The organism is Aggregicoccus sp. 17bor-14 (assembly GCF_009659535.1).
In the GTDB taxonomy this organism is placed as follows: Bacteria; Myxococcota; Myxococcia; order Myxococcales; family Myxococcaceae; genus Aggregicoccus.
Genome location: NZ_VJZZ01000001.1, coordinates 857,631 through 872,589 on the forward strand (window position 1 = coordinate 857,631; position 14,959 = coordinate 872,589).

Annotated in this window: 14 protein-coding genes; 13 read left to right on the forward strand and 1 reads right to left on the reverse strand. The window is 74.0% G+C overall.

All coding sequences use genetic code 11. From position 1 onward, the window contains the following. Positions 1–34: 34 nt before the first annotated feature. Positions 35–421: an iron-sulfur cluster assembly accessory protein gene (locus FGE12_RS03750; protein WP_153864752.1), complete on the reverse strand. Its 387-nt coding sequence runs from the start codon at positions 419–421 to the stop codon at positions 35–37. Positions 422–667: 246 nt separating this feature from the next. On the opposite strand from FGE12_RS03750, the gene moeB reads away from it, so the two are divergent. From moeB to FGE12_RS03815, 13 genes are all read left to right on the forward strand, one after another. Next, the gene (gene moeB, locus FGE12_RS03755) at positions 668–1,828 is read left to right on the forward strand and encodes a molybdopterin-synthase adenylyltransferase MoeB (RefSeq protein WP_153864753.1); all 1,161 of its coding nucleotides are present in this window, start codon (positions 668–670) and stop codon (positions 1,826–1,828) included. 6 nt (positions 1,829–1,834) lie between these two features. Further along, positions 1,835–2,173, forward strand: coding sequence for a rhodanese-like domain-containing protein (locus FGE12_RS03760; protein WP_153864754.1), 339 nt, complete (start codon positions 1,835–1,837; stop codon positions 2,171–2,173). Positions 2,174–2,554: 381 nt separating this feature from the next. Then, on the forward strand, positions 2,555–3,649 hold the full coding sequence (locus FGE12_RS03765) for a hypothetical protein (protein WP_370458873.1): 1,095 nt from the start codon (positions 2,555–2,557) through the stop codon (positions 3,647–3,649). Between the two features lie 13 nt (positions 3,650–3,662). Continuing rightward, positions 3,663–4,376, forward strand: a complete 714-nt coding sequence (locus FGE12_RS03770; RefSeq protein ID WP_153864756.1) for a VTC domain-containing protein — start codon at positions 3,663–3,665, stop codon at positions 4,374–4,376. Positions 4,377–4,384: 8 nt separating this feature from the next. Further along, positions 4,385–6,094 carry a dTMP kinase gene (tmk, locus tag FGE12_RS03775; protein WP_194797544.1) on the forward strand — a complete coding sequence of 570 codons (1,710 nt, stop codon included), beginning with the start codon at positions 4,385–4,387 and terminating at the stop codon, positions 6,092–6,094. 17 nt (positions 6,095–6,111) lie between these two features. Then, positions 6,112–6,819 carry a DUF4956 domain-containing protein gene (locus FGE12_RS03780; RefSeq protein WP_153864757.1) on the forward strand — a complete coding sequence of 236 codons (708 nt, stop codon included), beginning with the start codon at positions 6,112–6,114 and terminating at the stop codon, positions 6,817–6,819. Then, on the forward strand, positions 6,816–7,553 hold the full coding sequence (locus tag FGE12_RS03785; protein WP_153864758.1) for a hypothetical protein: 738 nt from the start codon (positions 6,816–6,818) through the stop codon (positions 7,551–7,553). The genes FGE12_RS03780 and FGE12_RS03785 overlap by 4 nt, the downstream gene beginning before the upstream one ends. 118 nt (positions 7,554–7,671) lie before the next feature. After that, the gene (locus tag FGE12_RS03790) at positions 7,672–9,279 is read left to right on the forward strand and encodes a metallophosphoesterase (protein ID WP_153864759.1); all 1,608 of its coding nucleotides are present in this window, start codon (positions 7,672–7,674) and stop codon (positions 9,277–9,279) included. Positions 9,280–9,409: 130 nt separating this feature from the next. Further along, positions 9,410–10,915 carry an RsmB/NOP family class I SAM-dependent RNA methyltransferase gene (locus FGE12_RS03795; RefSeq protein ID WP_370458874.1) on the forward strand — a complete coding sequence of 502 codons (1,506 nt, stop codon included), beginning with the start codon at positions 9,410–9,412 and terminating at the stop codon, positions 10,913–10,915. Further along, positions 10,915–12,735 carry a M61 family metallopeptidase gene (locus tag FGE12_RS03800; protein ID WP_153864760.1) on the forward strand — a complete coding sequence of 607 codons (1,821 nt, stop codon included), beginning with the start codon at positions 10,915–10,917 and terminating at the stop codon, positions 12,733–12,735. Before FGE12_RS03795 ends, FGE12_RS03800 begins: the two co-directional genes overlap by 1 nt. Before the next feature lie 92 nt (positions 12,736–12,827). Continuing rightward, positions 12,828–13,220: a carboxypeptidase regulatory-like domain-containing protein gene (locus FGE12_RS03805; RefSeq protein ID WP_153864761.1), complete on the forward strand. Its 393-nt coding sequence runs from the start codon at positions 12,828–12,830 to the stop codon at positions 13,218–13,220. 73 nt (positions 13,221–13,293) lie between these two features. Beyond that, entirely contained in the window at positions 13,294–14,214 is a 921-nt protein-coding gene (locus FGE12_RS03810) for a ribonuclease HII (protein WP_153864762.1), read from the forward strand. After that, on the forward strand, positions 14,211–14,840 hold the full coding sequence (locus tag FGE12_RS03815; RefSeq protein WP_194797545.1) for a hypothetical protein: 630 nt from the start codon (positions 14,211–14,213) through the stop codon (positions 14,838–14,840). Before FGE12_RS03810 ends, FGE12_RS03815 begins: the two co-directional genes overlap by 4 nt. The last annotated feature ends 119 nt before the right edge of the window (positions 14,841–14,959 follow it).

Sequence of the window (14,959 nt, forward strand, 5' to 3'; positions counted from 1 at the left end):
AGGCGCGCGGGGTGCGACCCGGTGCTGGGTGAGGCTAGGTGCTGAACGACGTGCCGCAGCCGCAGGACTGCTTCGCGTTCGGGTTGATGAACTTGAAGCCGGAGCCGGTGACGCCGGAGACGAAGTCCACCTCGGTGCCGAGCAGGTACTTGCTGCTGAGCGCGTCCGTGGTGATGCGCACGCCCTCCTGCTCCCAGACGTGATCGTTGGCCTTGGCCTCCTTCACGAGGTTCAGGTCGTATCCCAGGCCGCTGCAGCCGGCGGGCACCACGCGGATGGAGAAGAAGTAGCCCTCGAAGTTCTGCTGGGCCATCACGGCCTTCACCTGCTGCACGGCCGCGGCGGTGAGGCGCACGGGGGTGCGGGGGTCCACCTGGGCGGCGGCGGGGGCGACGGGGTTCTGAGGCTGGGTGCTTTCCATGGTCTTGGCGTGTCTCCTTGCGCGTCGCCTTATAACCGCGCGCCGCCGAAAATCCATGCACCCCGCCCTGTGTCCTGTCATCCCCACGGCGCGGGCCTTCCCCCCGGGTCGCGCCCCACCCCGCGCCTGCCCGCCCGGCGGGGAGGCGGGCGGGAGCGAGCCGCGGGCGTCCGGCGCCCAACCGCGCGTCCTGCCAGGGTGGGAGGCGGTGGAAGTGGCGCCCCCCGGCGGCTAAGAGGAGAGGCCATGGCGCCCACCTTCCGCGACCTCCTGTCCGATGCCCGCGCGGCCATCCGCGAAGTGTCCGTGGAGGAGCTCAAGCGCGCGCTCGACGCGGGGGCACCCCCGCGGCTCGTGGACGTGCGCGAGGTGGAGGAGTACGCGGCGGGGCGCCTCCCGGGCGCGCTCTCGCTCCCGCGCGGCTTCCTGGAGCTGCGCATCGAGGAGCGGGTGCGGCGCGACGAGGACCTGGTCCTCTACTGCGCGGGCGGCACCCGCTCGGCGCTCGCGGCCAAGACGCTGCAGGACATGGGCTACACGCGCGTGCGCTCGCTCGCGGGCGGCTACGGGCGCTGGAGCGACCGCGCCTTCCCGGTGGAGAAGCCCCGGGTGCTCAGCCGCGAGCAGCGCGAGCGCTACCGGCGCCACCTCTCGCTGCCCGAGGTGGGCGAGGAGGGCCAGGCGAAGCTGCTCGGGGCGCGCGTGCTGCTGCTGGGCGCGGGCGGCCTGGGCTCGCCCGCGGCGCTGTACCTCGCGGCGGCCGGGGTGGGCACGCTGGGCATCGTGGACATGGACGTGGTGGACCTGAGCAACCTGCAGCGCCAGGTGCTGCACACCCAGGAGCGCGCCGGCCAGCCCAAGACGGCGAGCGCGAAGGCGGCCATCGAGGCGCTCAACCCGGACGTGCAGGTGCGCACCTTCCAGACCCGCCTCACCTCCCAGAACGTGGTGGAGATCCTCGAGGGCTTCGACCTCGTGCTCGACGGCGGCGACAACTTCCCCACCCGCTACCTGCTCAACGACGCCTGCGTGCTGCAGGGCAAGCCCAACATCCACGGCTCGGTGTTCCGCTTCGAGGGCCAGGTGACGACGTTCGTCCCCGGCCAGGGCCCCTGCTACCGCTGCCTCTACCCGGCGCCGCCGCCGCCCGAGCTCGCGCCCTCGTGCGCCGAGGCCGGCGTGCTCGGGGTGCTGCCCGGGCTCGTGGGGATGCTGCAGGCCAACGAGGCCCTCAAGCTCATCCTCGGAATCGGCGAGCCGCTGGTGGGGCGCCTGCTCACGCTGGACGCGCTGGGCACCCACTTCCACACGCTCAAGCTGCGCCGCGACCCGGCCTGCCCCACCTGCGCGCCGGGCGCCCAGGTGCGCTTCATCGACTACGAGCAGTTCTGCGCCTCTGGCACCTGAGCCCTCATGCCCATCCCCGAGATCCTCCCCGCCGAGCTCGCCGCGCGCCTGAGCGGGCCCGCCGAGCAGCGCCCTGCCCTGCTCGACGTGCGCTTTCCCCACGAGCACGCGTACGTGGCGCTGCCGGACTCGGTGCTGATCCCGCTGCCGGAGCTGGAGGAGCGCGCGGACGAGCTCGAGGCGCTCGCCGCAAGGCCCGGCCCCGTCGTCGTCTACTGCCACCACGGCGTTCGCAGCCTGGACGGCGCGGCCTTCCTGCGCGCGCGCGGCGTGGACGCGGTGTCGCTGCGCGGCGGCATCGACCTCTACAGCCTCCAGGTTGATCCACGCCTGCCGCGCTACTGAGGGCTCCACGGGGCTGAACGTCTGTAACTTCGAAAGACCGCACGGCCCCCTGGATCAGTACTTTTCTTCCGTGTGACGCCCCCGTTGCACCCACGCCACGCCGTGCGCTGCCCCGAAGAGGGCGTTGAACTGTCCTTCCGTGGATAGCGGCAGCGCTGGGCACCCCTGTTGCAGTGCAGCCGTGCGGGCTGCGGTGGGGAGGCGGGGGCAATGGGCGGGTCAACGGTTTTCGTGCATGGGCGGCGGGGCCTCCTCGCTGCAGTCCTCCTGATTTCGTTCCAGGCTGCGCAGGCGCGCGCGGCCGGAGCGCCCGATGCGGAGCCCGAGGCGGCTCCGCTGGAGGCTCCGGGCGACGCTCCGGGCGACGCTCCGGGCAACGCCGTGAGCGTGGGTGACCTGGATGCACCGGTGGCGCTCGCCGCCGCCGAGACGGACGAGGCGCCCGCGGGGGGCCTCGCGCTGCCCGCGGCGCCGGCGCAGCCTGCGCAGCGGGAGCTGCCGACGGAGCCTTCTGGCGCGCTCGTGGCGCCCGAGGAGCCCGTGACGGCGCCCTCCGAGGGGCGCGAGCGCGCCTCCGAGCCCGTGCGCAAGGAGCCCAAGGTGCGCGTGTCCGGCCGCGTGTACGCGGGCGGCAGCGCGGACGAGCGCAAGGACTACAAGCGCAAGCTGGGCGTGAGCGAGGCGCGCGTGGGCGTGGAGGCGCGCTACCGCAACGTCGAGGCGGAGGTGAGCGCGGACCTCTCCTCCAAGGCCATCCTCAAGGACGCGTACGTGCGGCTCGCGGACGACGCGAAGCGGCTGCGCCTGTATGCCGGGCAGTTCAAGGCACCCTTCCTCGCGCGCGAGCTGGAGTCGTCCTGGAGCCTGCCGCTCATCAACCGCGGCCTCGTGCAGAAGTACCTCGTGGACGACCACCAGCTGGGCGGGCGGCGCATGGGGCTGATGGGCGAGGTGAAGGCACAGGGGGCCTGGGCGCTGCGCGCCTCCGCGGGCGTGTTCCGCGGCGCGCTGGACGAGTTCGGCACGCCGGCGAGCGAGGACGTGTCCGGCCGCATCGCCGTGCAGCCCTTCTCCGCGCTCACGCTGGGCGCGAGCACCTACCTCACCGAGGCCTTCAAGGGCGTGCGCAACTACGCGGGCGCCGCGGACGCCTCGCTCGAGCTCGGCGCGCTGCGCCTGAGCGCGGAGGGCAGCGCGGGCCACCTGCCCGTGGGCCGCTTCCTCGCCCAGACGGCGCTCGCCAGCTACACGCTGCCCGTGGGCACGGGGCCCTGGGCGCTGCAGCCGCTGGTGGGCGCGGAGCTGATGCAGCTGCGCAGCGAAGCCCAGCGCGCGCAGGGGCATGCGGTGCTCGGCGGCGTGAACGTGCTGTACGCGGAAGTGTTCAAGGCCCAGCTGCAGGCCGAGCGCGCGCTGCGCCCGGGGGACGAGGCGCCCGGCCTCGAGCTCTCCGTGCAGCTGGCCACCCGCTTCTAGAGGACCTGCACCCATGATCCGCTTTGCCGAGGGAGAGGTCACCAAGCTGCGGCGCGAGTTCAAGCTCGTGCTCGGCGCAGACGAGGCGCAGGCGCTGTGCGAGCGGCTCTCGGGGGAGCTGCTCGGGCCGGTGCCCCTGCCCACGCGCATCACCTCCGTGTACTTCGACCGGTTGGGCCACCCGCTCACCGAGCGCGCGCTGCGCACGCCGCACGACTGCCTCAAGGTGCGCACGAAGGAGTACGCGCCGGACGTGGGCGCGGACGGCGTGGCGCGCGTGGTGCTCGAGGTGAAGCGCGAGCGCAACGGGGTGACGCAGAAGCGCCGCGTGTGGGTGCCCCGCGGGCAGCTCCGCACGGTGATGCGCGGCGGCGTGGGGCTCTTGCCCCTCATCGCCGGCGGCAGCCTGCACCCCACGCTCGGGGTCACCTACGCGCGCACCGTGTACCAGGGCAGCGACGCGTGGCGCGTCACGGTGGACCGCCACATCGCGTACCACCGGGTGACCGCGGAGCTCGCCTTCTCCGAGCAGGCGCTGAATGCCGAGCGCCTCGGGGCGCCGGTGCTGCGCGACCCGGAGGTGATCGTGGAGGTGAAGCACCTGGGGCGCGAGCTGCCGGAGTGGATCTCCGCGCTGCAGCGCGCGAGTGACCGGGGCTACAGCAAGTTCGCAGTGGGAATGGCGCAGCTCGAGGAGCGCGCCATGGGTGGCAGCGTCGGGGGGTAGGGGTTCTCGTGTTCATCGACTTCGAAGGCATCGACGGCAGTGGCAAGACCACGCTTTCCAACCTGCTCGCGGCGCGGCTCAAGCGCCTCGGCTACCGGGTGACGCACGCGCGGGAGGGCGGCGAGCTGCAGAGTCCCATCGCGCGGCGCATCCGCGAGCTCACGCGCGATGCGCGCCTGCTGGAGATGGGGGCGCGCACCGAGTTCTTCCTCAACCTCGCGCGCGACGCCCAGCAGCTCGAGGAGGTGATCGCCCCGGCGCTCACCCGCGGCGACGTGTGCATCACCGACCGCTACCTCTACTCGCAGCTCGCGCTGAGCGGGGGCGGGCGCGGCCTGCCCCAGGCGGAGCTGCAGCCCTCCTGCGAGCTGGCCTCGCAGGGCCTGTGGCCGGACCTGGTCATCCTGGTGGACGTGGACCCGGACCTCGCCCGGCTGCGCAAGCGCCTGGGCAAGCTCAAGGAGCGGCGCGAGAAGGACAGCGACAGCCGCAAGGGCCTGGTGGGCGCGGGGCTGAGCGTGCGCGTGCGCGAGCAGTTCCGCGAGCTCGCGCGCCAGGAGCCCAGCCGCTGGCTGGTCATCGAGAACAACGAGCAGCCCCTGTGGGTGCTCGAGCAGCGCATCGTGGACGCGGTGGTCGCGCGGCTCGAGGGGCGTGAGCCGACCATCCAGCGCATCGCGGCGCCGCCTGCGGCCCCCGCCCCGTTCAGCCCGGAGCCTGCGGCGATCGAGCAGCGCTTCTACGACGTGCTGGACGGGCTGGAGACGCGCGAGCCCGCGCTGGGGGTGTTCCTGCTGGGCGGCATGCCGGGCACGGCCGCGCACAAGCGCCGGCTCGCGGCCGCCGAGCGCTTCCCCGAGCTCACCGCCCGCAGCCTCACCGGCCTCTTCGACGAGGCCGCGTGGGATTTGCGCGAGCTGCTCGCCCCGCGCGCCCCGGCCGAGGTCGCGCAGAGCCTCGTGTACGATGCGTCCGCCCGTGCGGACGCGCTGCGCACCCGCCTCTTCCCGCTCGCCCCGCGCGACGTGCTCCAGAGCCTCAAGCGCGTGGACACGGAGGTGGCCTGGGCGCTGCGCGAGCACGGCCTGCACGCGGGCCAGCTCGCGGACGTGCTGTGTGGGCTCGCCGGCGTGGACACCGCGGCGGCGTGGGTGATGCGTGAGCGCGGCGTGGCGGCGGGCCTGTACGCGGACGTCGCGCGCAGCCTGCAGGGCGTGGCGGGCGAGCGCGCGGATGCGCTGCGCGAGCGGCTGCTACCCAACGACCGGCTCGCCGTGCTGCGCAGCGTGACGGGGCTGGACTCCCCGTTCGCGAGCGCCCTGCGCGCCTCGCTCGAGCAGCACGCGCTCAAGCTGGTGATGCGCTCGCTCACGGGGCTCACCACCGACGAGGCCTTCGCGCTGCGCGAGCGCGGCGCGGCCCGCTCGAAGGAGGCCATCGACTCGCTGGACGGGCTGGACCACCCGCGCGCGTGGGCCCTGCGCGAGGCGTACGCCGCGCGCTGGCCGGCCACCGTGCTCTCGTCCATGCGCGGCCTGCCGCTGGGCGAGCGCACCCGGGCGCTGCTCGCGCGCGTGCTGGAGGCCTCGCCCTCGCGCCTGCCCTTGCTGCGAAACGCCTGCGCCGTCGTCACCAGCGCGCCTGCGCCGCAGGCGCCCTCCTCCATCCGCATCGCCGAAGTGGCGCCCGAGCGTAGTGCGCTCCTGGCGCCGACCTAGGCCCCAAGGTCCCGACCATGCTCTTTCCCCAGCTCCAATCGCTGGCCGAGTCGGCCTCCGCGGTGCCCATGCCGGTGCAGGCCAGCACCATGGTGCCGCGCCTGCTCGCCGCGACCCTCATCGGCACGGTGCTCAGCCTGCGCCCGTGGCGCCTGCTCTTCGGGCGCCCGCTGCCCAAGGCCGAGATGATGCAGGCGCAGATCCTCCTGTGCGCGGCCGCCGCCGTCATCACCCTGGTGGTGGGCGAGAGCATGGCCAAGGCCTTCGGGCTGGTGGGCCTGGGCGGCTTCGTGCGCTTCAGGTCCGGGCTCAAGGACCCGCGCGACGCGGCCGTGCTCTTCCTCGTCATCGGGCTGGGCATGGCCTGTGGCCACGGCACGCTGGGCATCGCGTTCGCGGGCGCCTCGTTCGTGGCGCTGATGCTCTTCGCGCAGGACCTGCTGAACAAAGAGGAGAAGCCCTCGAAGCAGCGCGTGGTGGTGAGCGCGCAGGCGGATGACCTGGTGGGGGCGGAGGCCTCGCTGCGCCAGGCGCTCGGCGCGCGCAACGTGCTGGTGAAGGGCTGCGCGCTCGACTTCGACGCGCGCCGCCTGGAGCTCGAGGTGGAGGAGCGCGAGCCCGGGGTGCTCGCCGCGGCGCTCAGCGGCACGAACGGCAGCGCCCTGCGCGGACTGCGCTGGACGACGGTGTCCCCGAAGTCGGGGGCAAGGGAGGAGCTGACATGAAGACGCAGAAGACGAAGGTGCTCGCCGCATTCGCGGCGCTGGTGTTCACGGCGGGCTGCGGGGGCGGAAGCCTTCCCACCGACGACGGCTCCGGGGTGGACCCGGGCCCGGTGAACCCGCAGCCCAATCCGCCCGCGAGCGCCACCAGCCTGTGGCCGCTCACCACGGGCTCCACCTGGACCTACGCCATCACCGAGAAGGACGGACGGCGCTACACCAAGGACGTGACGGTGAAGGGCCTCCAGGACGTCCCCAACCAGCCCGGGGTGCAGGCCATCCAGGTGGAGAGCGTGCAGCAGCGCACCCCCGTGTATCTGGAGCGCTCCTGGCAGCAGGAGTCCGGTGGCCTCGTCACCCGCCTGCGCGAGGAGGACCACCACGACGGGCAGCTCTACAGCGTCAGCGTCTGGTCTCCCGCCACGCTCAAGTCCATCTCCGCGTCGCACGAGGTGGGCTGGACCTACACCCAGGGTGAGGTGACGGAGAAGGTCGCGTACACGGACGGGACCCCGGCCACGAGCGAGCCCATGAAGCCCTACCTGTGGCGCATCATCGCGGTGAACGAGACCGTCGAGGTGCCTGCCGGCAAGTTCACCAACGCCGTGCACCTGCAGCGCGACCGCACCGACAAGGACGGCAAGGTGCGCGACTACTGGCTCGTGCCGGGCGTGGGCAAGGTGAAGGAGGACGGCGAGCGCCTCGAGGAGCTCTCCAGCTACAGCGTGAAGCCGTAGCCTCACGCAGAGCAGGCGGGCAGGCAGGCGCCCCGCTCCCCTGGTGGGAGAGGGAACTTCGTAGACCAGCCGACGGTTTCACTCTGCGCCCGGGGAGCTTCCCCGGCGCGGAGGCCGAATGCACCGTCGAGACGCACTGTCCCCTCGCCTGCTCCTTCCTGCCCTGCTCCTCGCGCTCGTGGGTGCGACGCAGGGTGCGCGTGCGGCCACCCTCACCCGCGCCCCGTATCTCCAGAACGTGAAGCCGGACGCGGCCACGGTGGCCTTCCGGATGAGCGGCACCTGCGCCGCCACGGTGCGCTACGGCAAGGGCAGCAGCACGGACCTGAGCGCGAACGCCGGCAGCAGCGCCGCGGTGCAGGCCGTGACGCTGCGCGGCCTCGAGCCGGCCACCCGCTACTCGTACGTGGTGGACGCGTGCGGCAGCAGCAGCCCCGCGAAGAGCTTCGTCACCGCGCCGCTGCAGGGCACCCAGAAGGTGCACTTCGCCGCGGTGGGGGACTTCGGCACCGGCGGCACCCAGGAGAAGCAGGTCGCGGACGCGATGCTCGCGCTGCACCCGGAGCTCTTCGTCGCGCTGGGCGACAACGCATACGACGCGGGCACCGAGGCGCAGTTCCAGACCAACCTCTTCGCGCCCATGGCCGGGCTGCTCGCGGAGGTGCCGCTCTTCCCCAGCGTGGGCAATCACGAGTACGTGACGAACGAGGCCCAGCCCTACCTGGACAACTTCTACCTGCCCACGAACAACGCGCTGGGCAGCGAGCGCTTCTACTCGTTCGACTGGGGCTTCATCCACTTCGTCTCGCTCGACTCCAACTGCGCGCTGGGCATGTCCGGGGCGGACAAGTGCACGCTGGCGGCGCAGAAGGCCTTCGTGGAGCAGGACCTCGCGGCGAGCACGGCGGCGTGGAAGGTCGTCTTCTTCCACCACCCGCCCTTCTCCAGCGGCGATCACGGCAGCCAGCTCACGATGCGCCGCGAGTTCGGCCCCCTCTTCGAGAAGTACGGGGTGGACCTGGTGCTCACCGGGCACGACCACAACTACGAGCGCAGCTACCCGATGAAGGGCGACAACGTGGCGAGCAGCGGCGGCATCCCCTACCTCGTGGTGGGCAGCGGCGGCGCCACCCTGCGCCCCTTCACCACCGCGAAGCCCTCCTGGAGCGCGGTGCGCAACGACACCGACTACGGCTTCCTCGACGTGAACGTCGAGGGGGGCACGCTGCAGGCCCGCTTCCTCAACCCCTCGGGCCGCGTGGTGGACAGCTTCACGCTCACGAAGCAGGTGGCCGCGCCGCCCTCCGCCGCGAGCCTGAGCGTCGCGGTGGACAAGGACAGCGGCACGGCGCCGCACCAGGCCCAGTTCACCGCCACCACCTCGCTGTCCAATCCGACCCTGAACTGGAGCTTCGGCGATGGCGGTACCTCCACGGGCGCGCAGGCGAGCCACACCTTCACCGAGCCGGGCCAGTACACCGTGAGCGCCACCGCGACCTCGGGCGCCCAGAGCGTGACCCGCAGCCTCACCGTGCTGGTGGTGGCCCCGGGCCAGCCCCTGCCCCCGTCGGCCGGCGGCGGCGTGGCCCAGCAGCCTCCGGCCGCCCTCAATCCCTCGGACGGAGCGCAGTCGGGGGGCTGCAGTGCGAGCCCTGCGGCGGCGCTGCTCCCGGTCGCGGGGCTGCTCGCCGCGGGCTTCGCCCGTCGCCGCCGGCGCCGCGCCTGAGGCCGTCCGGCCGGCCGCCCTGCGCTCGGCCCTTGTCAAGGCCCGCCGGGGATGCGATGCGCCTTCCCCGGACCGCCGCCGCGAGCGCGCAAGGGGTCCCCGGGCGCCCGCCCAGAAGAGGAACACCGCTTTGAAGAACCGCCGCCCCGCCCCCTCCTCCGCCCCGCGCAAGGCCGCGCATGCCAAGGGCCGCCCCGGTCCGCGCGCCGCCGGGCGTCCCCCGCAGCGCGAGCCGGAGCTGCCGCCGCGCTCCGCCACGCCGCGCTCGGCGGCACCGCGCGCCGGGGAGGCGCACCGCGAGCGCCCGCTGCGCGAGGACCTGGTGCTGCAGGCCTGCCTCGAGGCCTACGGGCTCGTCACCCGCGAGGGCCGGCTCGCCGACCGCGCGCTGGACTTCACCCTGCGGCGCAAGACGAACCTCTACTCCAACGAGCGGCGCGCCGTGGCCGAGCGCGTCTACGCGCTGCTGCGCCGCCGGCGCACGGTGGACTTCCTGCTGCAGCACGCGCGGCCCCGCTTCGAGCGGCTGGATCCCTCGCGCCAGGACGTGCTGCGGCTCGCCGCGAGCCGCGTGCTGCACGGCGAGCCGCCCGAGCTCGTCGCGCGCGGCTCCTCGCTCCTGCAGGAGGATGCCCAGTGCCTCCTCGCCCTGCCCGAGGCGGCCGCCGCGCTCGAGGCCCTGCCCGAGGCGCAGCGCTTCCCCATCGCCGCGTCGCTGCCGGACTTCCTCGCGCGTGCCTTCCAGGAGACCTTCGGCCCGGACGCGGCGCGCGCCGCCGAGGCGATGAACGAGCGCGCCCCGCTCACCGCCCGCCTCAACGCGCTGAAGACGGACCGCGCGAGCCTCAAGGCGCGGCTCGCCGAGGAGGGCGTGGAGGCGCGCGAGACACCCCTGTCCGCGCTCGGCCTGGTGCTCGACAGCCGCCTCAACGCCTTCTCGCTGCCCAGCTTCAAGGACGGCCTCTTCGAGCTGCAGGACGAGGGCAGCCAGCTGCTCGGCATGCTGGTGGACGCGCCGCCCACGCGCGTGGTGGACGCGTGCGCGGGCGCGGGCGGCAAGACGCTGCAGCTCGCGGCGCAGATGAAGAACCGCGGCGACCTGCACGCGCTGGACGTGGACGAGAAGCGCGTGGACGAGCTGCGCAAGCGCGCGCGCCGCGCCGGCGTGCACAACGTGCGCACCCAGGTCATCCCCGCGGAAGGAGCCGCCGCGGACGAGGCGATTGCCGCGCTCGCCGGCAAGGCGGACCGCGTGCTGGTGGACGCGCCCTGCACTGGCACCGGCACCTACCGCCGCAAGCCGGACGCGCGCTACCGGCTCACGCCCCAGGATCTCACCGTGCACGTGGAGCGGCAGAAGACGCTGCTCGAGCGCTTCGCCACGATGGTGAAGCCCGGCGGCCGCCTCATCTACGGCACCTGCAGCGTGCTGCGCGCGGAGAACGAGGACGTGGTGGCGCACTTCCTCTCGCGCCACCCGGACTTCCAGGTGCGCCCGGTGGCCGAGCTGCTGGGGCCCGAGCTCGCCGAGCGCCTGGGCTCGGGGCCCTTCCTGCGGCTCGCCCCGCACCTGCACAACACGGACGGCTTCTTCGGCGCCGTGCTCGTGCGCGCGAAGGAGGCGCCGCGCAGCTGATGCCCCCGTCCCCTGCCCCGGCCACCGTGGACTACCGGGTCGCGATGCCGCGGCCCCACTCGCACCTCTTCGAGGTGGAGGCGCGCTTTCCCGCGCTCGCGGTGCGGGGCGGGCAGCTCGACGCGCTGTTCCCGGTGTGGACCCCGGGCAGCTACCTGGTGCGCGAGTACGCGCGCCACGTGCAGGACGTGCAGGCGGTGGACGAGCGCGGCGCTGCGCTTCCCGTCACGCGCATGGACAAGCGCACCCTGCGCGTGAGCGGCGCCGAGGGCGCGGTGACCCTGCGCTACCGCGTCTACGCGAACGAGCTCACGGTGCGCACGAGCCACCTGGACGGCAGCCACGCCTACTTCAACGGCGCGACGTTGTTCCTCTACACCGAGCGCACCCGCGCGCTCGCGCACCACGTGCAGGTGGAGGCACCCGAGGGCTGGCGCACCTTCACCGCGCTCGAGCGCGGCGAGGATGGGGCCTTCGTCGCCGCGGACTACGACGTCCTGGTGGACAGCCCCTTCGAGGTGGGCCCGCACACGCCCGTGCGCTTCGCTGCCGGCGGCGTGCCCCACGAGCTGGTGGTGTGGGGAGACACGCTCGCCGAGCCCGAGCGGCTCGCGCAGGACCTGCAGCGCCTCGTGGAGACGGAGGCGGCGCTGTTCGGCGGCCTGCCCCTGCAGCGCTACCTCTTCCTCCTCTACCTCACGGACAAGGGGCGCGGCGGGCTCGAGCACGCGAGCTCCACGGCGCTGCTCTTCCCGCGCGCGGGGCTCGCGAGCGCGCGCGGCTGGGAGGACCTGCTCACCCTGGCCGCGCACGAGTACTTCCACCTGTGGATGGTGAAGCGGGTGAAGCCGCGCGCCTTCGTCCCCTTCGACTACGGCCAGGAGAACTACACCACCCTGCTGTGGGCCTTCGAGGGCGGGACGGCGTACTACGACAACCTCGTGGTGCGCCGCGCGGGGCTGATGTCCGCCGCGCGCTACCTCACCCGCCTGGGCGAGACGCTGAGCCAGCTGCACGCCACCCCCGGCCGGCGCGTGCAGAGCCTCAGCGACGCCTCGCTGCTCAGCTGGGTGAAGCAGTACCGGCCGGACGAGAACTCCCCCAACAGCGCCATCTCCTACTACCTGAAGGGCGAGGTGGTGTGCGCGCTGCTGGACCTGGAGCTGCGCCGCCTCACCCGGGATGCCTTCAGCCTCGACCACCTGATGCGCGCGCTCTTCGAGCGCTACGGGGACGGCTCCGGGGTGCCGGAGGACGGCGTGGAGGCGCTCGCGCGCGAGCGCGTGGAGGCACTCGCTGGTGCAGAGGCTGCGGCCGAGCTCGCGCGCTTCTTCGAGCACAGCGTGCGCGGCACCAGGGAGCTGGACTACGCCCCCTTCGCGCACGTGGGGCTGGAGCTGCGCTTTCGCGTGCGCGAGTCCGCGAGCGACAAGGGCGGCAGCGGCCCCCGCGTGCGCGCAGCCGACAGCCGGCCCCGCGGCTGGCTCGGCCTCACCCCGCGCGGCAGCGCCACGGTGGCGAGCGTGCTGGAGGGCAGCCCCGCGCAGGAGGCGGGCCTCTACCCCGAGGACGACCTGGTGGCGCTGGACGGCTTCAAGGTGGACGGGGCGTCGCTGCTCGCGCGCTGCGAGGAGAAGCGCCCGGGAGACTCCGTGCGCATCGCGCTGTTCCGGCGCGACCGGCTGATGGAGGTGACGGTGGTGCTGGGGCAGAAGCCCGCGGACGCCGCCTACCTGGTGCGCGTGGAGCGCCCCACGGATGCCCAGCGCGCCGCCTTCCAGGCCTGGCTGGGCTCGCCACTGGACGATCTCCCCGGCTAGGCGTGCCGCCCACCGGGGTGCGGGCACTTGCAACGCCGTCCGCTCGACACCTCCCCTTGCTGGGGGGCAGGCCCGTCACTACCTCCTCCCGCATGACGTGGCCTGCCCTGCACCTGCTCGTGCTCTCCTCCGTGCTCGTCCCTCTCGTCGCGTGCGTGGAGCCGCCTCCGCCACCTCCGGACCGCCCCGATGCGTGCTCCGTGGAGCTGGTGCTGCTGCGGGTGAAGGTGGTGGACGCGGAGGGGGCGCCCGTGGAGGGCGCCGTGGTCACCGCGCGCAACGAGGGCAGCGGCAAGACGCTGATCGGCACCACGGATGCGCGCGGCGCCACGCTCGCGGTGAACGAGGAGATCGGCGACGGGGCGGTGGAGGTGCAGGCCGAGCGCGCGCCCAAGACGAGCCCGGCCGTGGCGGTGGGCTGGACCTGCGACGCCTGCCACTGCTACCCGAGCACCGCCGAGCTCACGCTCGCGCTGGATCGCTAGGCGCCCGCCGGGCAGACGGCGGGGCGAGCAGCGTTGTGGGGCGGCCCCCTGGCCGCTAGCGTTGCCCTCACCGATGCCCCGCGCCACGCCCCCGCCCGACCCCTCTGGAGATCCCCTGCAGGAGCTGCTGCGCCAGCCCGTGAGCGCGCTCACCCTGCGCTTCGTGGAGCAGGCGCAGCCCGTGCCCCACGGGCTGCTCGCGGCGCTGGAGGCGGACCCGCGCCAGGCGGCGCGCGCGCTCGCCCGGCGGCTGCGCACGCGCGAGGGGCGCAACCGCGCGGAAGGGCAGCGGCTGCGCAACCTGCTGCGCTTCGAAGTAGAGCTGTGGGAGCAGGGGCTCGAGCACGTGGCGGGCGTGGACGAGGCCGGCATGGCGCCGCTCGCCGGCCCCGTGGTGGCGGCCGCCGCGGTGCTCCCGCGCGGCTACCGGCTGCGCGGCCTGGACGACTCGAAGAAGATCCTGGACGAGCGCCGCCGCGAGGAGCTGGCCGAGGCCATCAAGCGCGACGCGCTCGCGTGGGGCGTGGGCGTGGCCGAGGTGGAGGAGATCGACCGGCTGAACATCTACCACGCGGGCCTGCTCGCCATGCGCCGCGCGGTGGAGGCGCTGGGGCTGGTGCCCCATTTCGCGCTGGTGGACGCGCGCAAGATTCCCGAGTGCCCCTGCCCGCAGCGGGGCATCATCCACGGGGACGCGCTCTCGCTAAGCATCGCGGCCGCCAGCGTGCTGGCGAAGACCACGCGCGACCGGATGATGGTGGAGCTGGACCGGCAGCACCCGGGCTACGGGCTCGCGGTGCACAAGGGCTACCCCACGCCGAAGCACCTGCAGGCGCTGCGCGAGCGCGGCGTGCTGCCCATCCACCGCCGCAGCTTCGCCCCGGTGCGCGAGGCGCTCGGGCTGCCGCGCGCGCAGGGCGAGCTGTTCCCGGCGCCCGCCGCGGCCGCGGTGCCCGTCCCCTCGCCGCCGCCGAGCCCGGACCCGGCGCCGTGAGCGCGGACCGCGACATCGACGGGTGGCTCGCCGAGCGCGGGCTCACGCTCGCCGACAGTCGCACCCGCGCGCGCGCCGCCCTCGAGGAGGGCGGGCTCACCCGCGCCGGCAAGGCCCGCATGAGCGAGGAGAAGCTCGCGCGCGCCTCCGCCCTCCTGGACGGGCGCTTCTTTCCCCACTGCGGCGCCCCCGCCTGCCTCGCCGCGGCGCAGGGCAGCGGCCGCGAGCCCCTGCACGTCACGCCGCGCAGCCACTGCGCGCACTGCGGCGGCTCGGACAACCGGCGCGCGGAGCGGGCCTTCCTCGAGGCCTGCCGCGGCGCAGGCGTGCAGCGGGTGGTCATCGTGGGAGGCTCCCCTGCCGTGCGCGAGGAGCTGGGGACGATCGCCGGCGCCGAGGTGGCGCTGCGCCTGGTGGACGGCACCGAGCGGCGCACGGCGGACCGGGCGCGCGGGGACCTCGAGTGGGCAGACCTGGTGCTGGTGTGGGGCGCCACCGAGCTGCACCACCAGGTGAGCACCCACTACACCGCGGCGCCGCCGCCCCTGCGCCGCAAGGTGCTGCACGTGCCCAAGCGCGGGGTCGCGGCGCTGCTCGCCGCGGCCATCACCCACCTGCAGCGCTAGTTGGACTGCGCGAGATGCGCACGCGCAGTGCGGCGTGCGCCCTTAGCGTGAGGGCGAGCGGGCGAGGTGGCGCGGAGGCGGGGCGCGCGCCCCGTGCGCGTGCCAGTGGCCCTCTCGGG

Bases quoted from the DNA above. Each gene is read 5' to 3' on its own strand.
- FGE12_RS03750 (WP_153864752.1), bottom strand. From the start codon at position 421: ATGGAAAGCACCCAGCCTCAGAACCCCGTCGCCCCCGCCGCCGCCCAG.
- moeB (WP_153864753.1), top strand. From the start codon at position 668: ATGGCGCCCACCTTCCGCGACCTCCTGTCCGATGCCCGCGCGGCCATC.
- FGE12_RS03760 (WP_153864754.1), top strand. From the start codon at position 1,835: ATGCCCATCCCCGAGATCCTCCCCGCCGAGCTCGCCGCGCGCCTGAGC.
- FGE12_RS03770 (WP_153864756.1), top strand. From the start codon at position 3,663: ATGATCCGCTTTGCCGAGGGAGAGGTCACCAAGCTGCGGCGCGAGTTC.
- FGE12_RS03780 (WP_153864757.1), top strand. From the start codon at position 6,112: ATGCTCTTTCCCCAGCTCCAATCGCTGGCCGAGTCGGCCTCCGCGGTG.
- FGE12_RS03785 (WP_153864758.1), top strand. From the start codon at position 6,816: ATGAAGACGCAGAAGACGAAGGTGCTCGCCGCATTCGCGGCGCTGGTG.
- FGE12_RS03790 (WP_153864759.1), top strand. From the start codon at position 7,672: ATGCACCGTCGAGACGCACTGTCCCCTCGCCTGCTCCTTCCTGCCCTG.
- FGE12_RS03800 (WP_153864760.1), top strand. From the start codon at position 10,915: ATGCCCCCGTCCCCTGCCCCGGCCACCGTGGACTACCGGGTCGCGATG.
- FGE12_RS03805 (WP_153864761.1), top strand. From the start codon at position 12,828: ATGACGTGGCCTGCCCTGCACCTGCTCGTGCTCTCCTCCGTGCTCGTC.
- FGE12_RS03810 (WP_153864762.1), top strand. From the start codon at position 13,294: ATGCCCCGCGCCACGCCCCCGCCCGACCCCTCTGGAGATCCCCTGCAG.